4 protein-coding genes are annotated in these 6,648 nt (G+C 72.9%); all 4 read left to right on the forward strand.

The genetic code is table 11. The features are described from left to right. Positions 1 to 97: 97 nt before the first annotated feature. The 4 genes from DKL51_RS04000 to DKL51_RS04015 all read left to right on the forward strand — a co-directional run bounded on the left by DKL51_RS04000 (position 98) and on the right by DKL51_RS04015 (position 6,534). Entirely contained in the window at positions 98 to 856 is a 759-nt protein-coding gene (locus tag DKL51_RS04000) for a polysaccharide deacetylase family protein (RefSeq protein ID WP_221623127.1), read from the forward strand. Next, on the forward strand, positions 853 to 2,001 hold the full coding sequence (locus DKL51_RS04005; protein ID WP_124811734.1) for a glycosyltransferase: 1,149 nt from the start codon (positions 853 to 855) through the stop codon (positions 1,999 to 2,001). The genes DKL51_RS04000 and DKL51_RS04005 overlap by 4 nt, the downstream gene beginning before the upstream one ends. Before the next feature lie 89 nt (positions 2,002 to 2,090). Then, the gene (locus DKL51_RS04010; RefSeq protein ID WP_185734698.1) at positions 2,091 to 3,203 is read left to right on the forward strand and encodes a serine hydrolase domain-containing protein; all 1,113 of its coding nucleotides are present in this window, start codon (positions 2,091 to 2,093) and stop codon (positions 3,201 to 3,203) included. Between the two features lie 817 nt (positions 3,204 to 4,020). Then, positions 4,021 to 6,534: a glycosyltransferase gene (locus DKL51_RS04015; protein WP_109944021.1), complete on the forward strand. Its 2,514-nt coding sequence runs from the start codon at positions 4,021 to 4,023 to the stop codon at positions 6,532 to 6,534. Positions 6,535 to 6,648: the final 114 nt, after the last annotated feature.

The following is a 6,648-nucleotide window of genomic DNA, read 5'->3' on the forward strand; positions in this document are numbered from 1 at the left end:
TGACCCGCCACCATTCACTGTCCCGGACACACGCCGGGGTGCAGCGGCTGTACCAGGAGCTGCTCGCCGTCCACCGCAGCCGGTCGGAGGTGGTGGTGTGACCATCCGGGCGCACCGGCCCGCCGCCGGCACCGATCCGCTGCCGCGGCCAGCGGTGCCGCTGGTGCTCATGTACCACCGGATCGGCGAGGTCCGGCACGACCCGCACCACCTCGCGGTCACCCCGCGACGGTTCGCCGGGCAGATGGCCGCACTGGCCCGCCTCGGCCTGCGCGGGGTCGCCATGAGCGAGCTGGTGCGGGCGATGCGCCGGGGCGCGCACCGCCGGCTGGTCGGCATCACCTTCGACGACGGGTACGCCGATCTGGCCGACCACGTTCCCGCGATCCTGCACCGGCACGGCTTCGGCGCGACCGTCTTCGTCGTCAGCGGCCGCCTCGGCGGCGTCAACGACTGGGACGCCGGCACCCCGTGGCCCCTGGTCGACGCCGCCGGCGTACGCCGGCTCGCCGACGCCGGGCTGGAGATCGGCTCGCACGGGCGTACCCACCGTCGGCTCGCGGGCGCGGACCCGGCTCTCGTCCGCACGGAGACGTCCGACAGCCGCCTCGACCTGGAGGCGCTGCTGGGCCGTCCGGTCGCCGGCTTCGCCTACCCGTACGGGTCGATGGACGCCGCCGCCCGCGCCGCCGTGCGGGAGGCGGGTTACGCGTACGGCTGCGCGGTCTTCGCCGACCGGGCCGCGCAGAGCCTTTCCGCCCTCCCCCGCGTTTACGTGGGGGAGCACGACGGCGTCGTCCGGCTCGCCGCCAAACGCTTCCTCTACCGCTGGCACGTCCAGAAAGGTTCACCGTGAAGGTTCTGCACATCATCACCGGCCTCGGCATCGGCGGGGCCGAGCTGCAGCTCGAACTGCTGCTGCGGCACACCCGGCACGAGCCGGACGTCGTGACGCTCTACAACGCCGGTCCGGTCGCCGACACCATCGCGGCGCACGGGGTACGGGTGCGCGATCTGGGCATGACCCGCAACACGGAGGTGTGGGCGTTGCGCCGGCTGCAGCGGATCATCCGGGAGGGGCACTACGACGTCGTCCACACCCACCTGTACCGCTCACAGGTCTACGGCAACGTCGCGGCGCGGCTCGCCGGGGTCGCGGCGATCGTCACCACCGAACACTCCATCGGTGAGACGCACATCGAGCGGCGGCCCATGAGCCGGCCGGTCCGCGCCCTGTACTTGGCCGCCGAGCGCTGCTCCCACGGCACCATCGCCGTCTCCGATGTGGTGCACGACCGGCTGGTCGGCTGGGGCGTGAGGGAGCGGAAGATCACCGTCATTCCGAACGCGGTCGACTTCGCGGCGGTGGCGTTCGACCCGGCGGCCCGCGTCCAGGTGCGGATGCAGCTCGGCATCGGGCCGAACGTGCAGATCATCGGCGTACTGGGCCGGCTCGACCCGAACAAACGGGTCGACCTGGTGATCCGGGCGGCGGCGCCGCTGCTCGGCGAGAAGCGGCGCCTGCTGGTGGTCGGCGACGGCGAGGAGCGGCAGCGGCTCGAGCAGACCGCCCGGGACGCCGGGGTCGCCGACCACGTCCTCTTCGCCGGCGCGCGCCGGGACGTCGGCGCCGTGCTCTCCTCCTTCGACATGCTGGTGGCCGCGTCGGCGCAGGAGACGTTCGGGCTGGCGATGCTGGAGGCACTGGGCAACGGGCTGCCCCTGCTCTACACCACCTGCCCGGCACTGGACGGCGTCGTCACGGACCGGGCACGGCAGGTGGCCGGCGAGGAGATCGCGCTGCGCCGCGAGTTGAGCGCCCAGCTGGACGCGCCGCTGCACCCCCGGATGCCGATCCCCGAGCTGTGCGAGCGGTACGGCATCGAGGGCGTCGCCGCCCGGATCGACAGTCTCTACGAGCGGCTGGCGCCCCGGGGACCCGCGCTGGAGCGCGTCGACGAGCCGGAGAGCCGGCCGGGGAACCTCTCCGCGTCCGCCTGAGTCGCGCCCCGGCCGCCACCTCGGTTCTCCGGACGGGCTCGGCGGAAAGCACGCGACCGGCGGCGATCGCTCTGGCAGGGTGGCTCCTCGTGGACGGACGCTGGGACGGCCTGCGGGCCGAGGTACGCAGGACGATCGACGAGCTGGTCTCCTCCGGCCGCGAGACCGGGGTGCAGGTGGCGGCCTACCTCGACGGCCGGCCGATCGTCGAGGAGCAGGTCGGCCTGGCCGACCCGGCGACCGGACGGCCGCTGACCGCCGACACCCCGGTACACGCCGTCTCCACCGGCAAGGGGCTCACCGCCACCGTGGTGCACGTGCTCGCCGAGCGCGGACGGCTCGACTACGACCTGCGCATCGCCGAGGTGTGGCCGGAGTTCGCCCAGCACGGCAAGGACCGGATCACCCTGCGGCACGCGCTCACCCACACCGCCGGCGTGCCCGCGCTGCCGGCCGACATCACCCCGGAGGACTTCACCGACTGGGACCGGATGTGCGCGGTGGTCGCGGCGGCGGAGCCCCGCTGGGCACCCGGCGAGCGGCTGGCGTACCACGCCTGGACGTTCGGCTGGATCGTCGGCGAGGTGGTCCGGCGGGTCACCGGCCGGCGGATCTCCGAGGTGCTCGCGGAGGACGTGGCCGCCCCGCTGGGCGTGACCGGTAAACTCTTCCTCGGGGTGCCGGCGGCGGACCTGGACCGGCTGGCCCGGCTGGAGGACGCCGGTCTGGCGGCGCTGATGGAGTACGCCAGCGCCAACCTGCCGAACTTCGACGCGGTCGCTCCGCCCGCCGTCCGCCCGGACGCGACGATCGGCAGCCGCCGGGACGTGCTCCGCGCCGACGTACCGGCCGTCGGCACGATGACGGCCCGCGCGGTGGCCCGGATGTACGCGGCGCTGCTCGGTCCGGTCGACGGCGTACGGCTGATCTCGCCCGAACGGCTGCGTGCCGTGTCCGCCGTGGCGGCGCGCGGGCCGGAGTGGGTCTTCGGCCAGGAGGTGGCCTGGGGGCTCGGGTACGCGGTGGACGAGGACGGTTCGTTCGGCACGGCGGGCAGCGGCGGCAGCTTGGCCTACGCGTACCCGCGGCTGGGGCTGACCGTGGCGGCGGTGCGCAATCGGCTCGGTGCCGGTGACGGCGACCCGATGGAGCAGCTGCGCGTCCTGGTCCGGGACACGGTCGCGCGCGAACTCCGCCGGTAGCGCCGCCTGATCCGTCGATTCCGGCCCTCGCCGCTCGGTTGGTGCGGGCCGGGGGCGCGGATCGGCGTCTCTCCGGTGTGGATGGTCCGGTGTTCCCGCACAGGCATCAGCCTGATCCCCTCCTCCGCCTCGGGCGATCCGTTAGCGACACGGACGTGTCGACGAGCCGGTCGAGTTCATTGGTGCCGCCGAGTGGACCGCGGCACCGCGCCGGGCGGTCCGTCGTCGATCGCCCACTCGGGCAGTGGAACTGGCCGTCGCGCCGCGCCGTTCGGTGAATTGTTGCGGGTGGGACGGTTGACCCCCCAATCCTTTCCGCACCCACGGGTTCCGCCGAACGGTCACCGGCACTGACCGTCGACAATGCCCGGACCATCGCAGAGCGTGAACGTCCAATTGCCGCGCTTCCACCGGGCGTCGGCGCGACACAGCGGCACACGATGCCGTTGTCGGATGGGACTTCGGCCCGGCGGCCGGCCCTCGGGCGCCGGCCGTCGGCACCGCCCAACACGTAACCCAGCGTGTCCGGCAGCTCGCTGATGCGCGTTCGGCGCAGGTCGCGGGGGTTGGCCGAACGGTTGGAGTTTCCCCGAACGCACTGTCGCCTTCACGACTCGTCAGGCGTTGGACACCCTCCGTTCACCCTTCGTACGGTCTCTCGCAACCGCGGTCAATCCCTCACGTTCCCACCCCGCCGAGGCCGGATCGGTGTGGATCCGGCGACGTCTCCCGCCGGGAGACGGCTCTCATCGCCGTTTCCGAGCCGGATGTCCGGCAGCTCGGCACTGCCCTGACAGCGCAATCCACGGAGGGTCGAATGACCTACGTTGCACCCGCACCCTCGATTGGCACGGAGGACGAGGAGCCCGGAGATCCGCGCGGTGCGGTCCGGCGACGCCACGACGAGGCCGGCCCGCACCCGACACCGTCCGATGTGCACGTACCGGCGCCGGGCGGACCCATCCGGCTGAGCGTCGTCGTGCCGACGCGCAACGAGGCGGAGAACATCCCCCTGCTGCTGTCCCGGCTGGGCCCGGCGCTGCGGCCGCTCGACGCGGAGATCATCGTCGTCGACGACAGCGACGACGAGACCCCGGCGGTGCTCGCCCGGCACGCCGCCGACGCCCGGGTCGCCGTACGCCTGCTGCACCGGCCACCCGGCGCCCGCCACGGCGGGCTGGGCGGCGCCGTGGTGCTCGGCGCGCGGCACGCCCGCGGCGAGTGGGTCCTCGTGATGGACGCGGACCTCCAGCACCCGCCGGAGTCGGCCGCGATGCTGGCGGGCATCGCGATGCGGCACGACGTGGACGTGGTGGTGGGCACCCGGTACGCCGGCGAGGGCTCCAACGAGGGACTGGACGGTGCCGCCCGGGAGGCCACCTCGTCGTGGGCGACCCGGGTCACCAAGAGCCTCTTCCCGCGCCGGCTGAGCACCATCAGCGACCCGATGAGCGGCCTGTTCGCCTTCCGCCGGGACGCCGTCGACCTGGACCGGGTGAACCCGATCGGCTTCAAGGTCCTGCTGGAGCTGCTCGTCCGCCACCCCGCCGCCCGAGTGGCGGAGGTCGCCTACGAGATGGCTCCCCGGCACGCCGGGCGCTCCAAGGCCTCCCTGCGGGAAGGGCTGACGTTCCTGCGGCACCTGTCGCGGCTGCGCAGCCAGCGGCTGGTCGGCCAGATGCGGGAACGCCCAGCCGCCGCCCGGGACCGGCTGCGCGAGCTGGTCCGGATGATCGCCTTCGGGCTGGTCGGACTGTCCGGCATGGTGGTCAACACCGCCGCGCTGTGGTTCTTCTACGAGGCGGTGAGCCTGCACCACCTCCTGGGTGCCGCGCTGGCGACGCAGCTGTCGACATCGTGGAACTTCGCCCTCGTCGAGGCCCTGATCTACCGCCGCAACCGGCACGGCTCGCTGGCCGGACGGGCGGCCCGCTTCTTCCTGCTCAACAATCTGCTGCTGCTGTTGCGCCTGCCGGTGCTGCAGGCCCTGGTCTGGGCCGGCGTCGGGATCCTCACCGCGAACGCGCTCACGCTCGTCGCCCTCTTCCTCGTCCGGTTCCTGGTCAACGACCGGGTCATCTACACCTCCGGCAGCACCGGCCGGCGCGACCCGGTGCGCATGTTGGTCAACCTGGACACCCCCGAGGCGGCCGCCGCGCCGTCGCGCAAGCGGTACCAGTACCTCAAGTACCGCTACGACGTGGCCGGAGTGGTCACCATCGGTTCCCAGATCATGCTGCCGGAGCTGGAGTTCTTCCGCGCGGGCTGGGTCGCCGACTCGGACGTCGACATCGCGGTGCGGGTCAGTGACGTGGGCGGCCGGGGACCGCGCCGTCGGGCCGCCATGACGGAGTACGCCCACCAGTCGGTGCTGCGGTACGAGGAACACCTGGGCCGGCTCGGCGCGAACTTCCGGATCCAGCTCGGCTCGCCGATCGACATCCAGGTCGGGCCGCTGCTGGCCCGTTCGCCGCACGTGGTCTACACCAACATCGTCGAGGCGCTGCTGCGGTTCGTGCTCGTGTCGCGGGGACACATGCTCCTGCACTCGGCGTGCATCAGCCTCAACGGCGTCGGGGTGATGCTGTCGGCCCTCACCGACACCGGCAAGACCGCCACGGTGCTCCGCCTGCTGCGGGACCACGGCGGGCTCTTCCTCTCCGACGACATGACCCTGATCAGCCCCGACGGCGTCGCGATGTGCTTCCCCAAGCCGCTGACCATCAGCGCGCACACCCTCCGCGCGGTGCAGGCCCAGGACCTGACCCCGGCCGAGTGGCGCCGGCTGCAGTTCCAGAGCCGGCTGCACTCCAAGGGCGGACGTTCGCTGGCCCTGACGCTGAGCAAGTTCAACGTGCCGATCATGGGCATCAACGCGATCACCCAGCGGCTCGTGCCGCCGCCCAAGTACAGCGTCGACCGGCTGGTGCCGTGCCGCATCGGCACCAGCACCCGGGTGGAGGAGCTGTTCATCATCGAGCGCGGCACGCCCCGGATCGGCGAGCTCGGTCAGGCCGAGACGCTGGAACGGATGATCCAGAACACCGACGACGCGTACGGCTTCCCGCCGTTCCGGTACCTGGCGCCGGCGATCACCATCGGCGACCAGGGGTACGCGCAGCTGCGCGAGCGGGAGCGGGAGATCCTCACGGACTTCCTGTCCCACGTCCGGAGCCGGGTGGTCGCCTCGGACCGGTTCGGCTGGGCCGACGAGATCCCGCGCCTGCTGCGCGAGGAGCGCGGCGACCTGCCCGTCATCCAGCCGCAGGTGGTGCTGCCCGCGTGGCCGCAGTGGAATGGGGCGCTCGCCCCGACCGGAGTGCGTGCGTGAGCCTGACCCGATCCTCACTCGAGGAGGTGGAGCACGACCGCGGCGCGCCGACGGTCGTGCTCCACCGCATCGAACGTCCGGCACCGGGGCCCGCGCCCGGGCCGGAGGGGACCG

Origin of the sequence: Micromonospora globispora (assembly GCF_003857015.1) — a bacterium.
In the GTDB taxonomy this organism is placed as follows: domain Bacteria; phylum Actinomycetota; class Actinomycetes; order Mycobacteriales; family Micromonosporaceae; genus Micromonospora; species Micromonospora globispora.

Bases quoted from the DNA above. Each gene is read 5' to 3' on its own strand.
- DKL51_RS04015 (WP_109944021.1), top strand. From the start codon at position 4,021: ATGACCTACGTTGCACCCGCACCCTCGATTGGCACGGAGGACGAGGAG.